The following is a 205-nucleotide window of genomic DNA, read 5'->3' as shown; positions in this document are numbered from 1 at the left end:
TTTAACTCATTTCATATTAAATATACTCCAAATTAACTCTATTGTTATACAACAAGGCATGGGTCGATATTGCATTGACATTTTTTGTCGGTATAATTTCGGCGGGTTTTAGTTTATGACAATAAAACAATTAATTTTAGTTGTCTTTAATGTTTCAAGCTAGCTAGTAAAAGGGAATCAGAGTGGTTGATAAACTAGCAAAAAA

The organism is Pseudoalteromonas sp. c7(2019) (assembly GCF_011378625.1).
Taxonomy (GTDB): domain Bacteria; phylum Pseudomonadota; class Gammaproteobacteria; order Enterobacterales; family Alteromonadaceae; genus Pseudoalteromonas; species Pseudoalteromonas arctica.
This window is presented reverse-complemented; position numbering follows the sequence as displayed.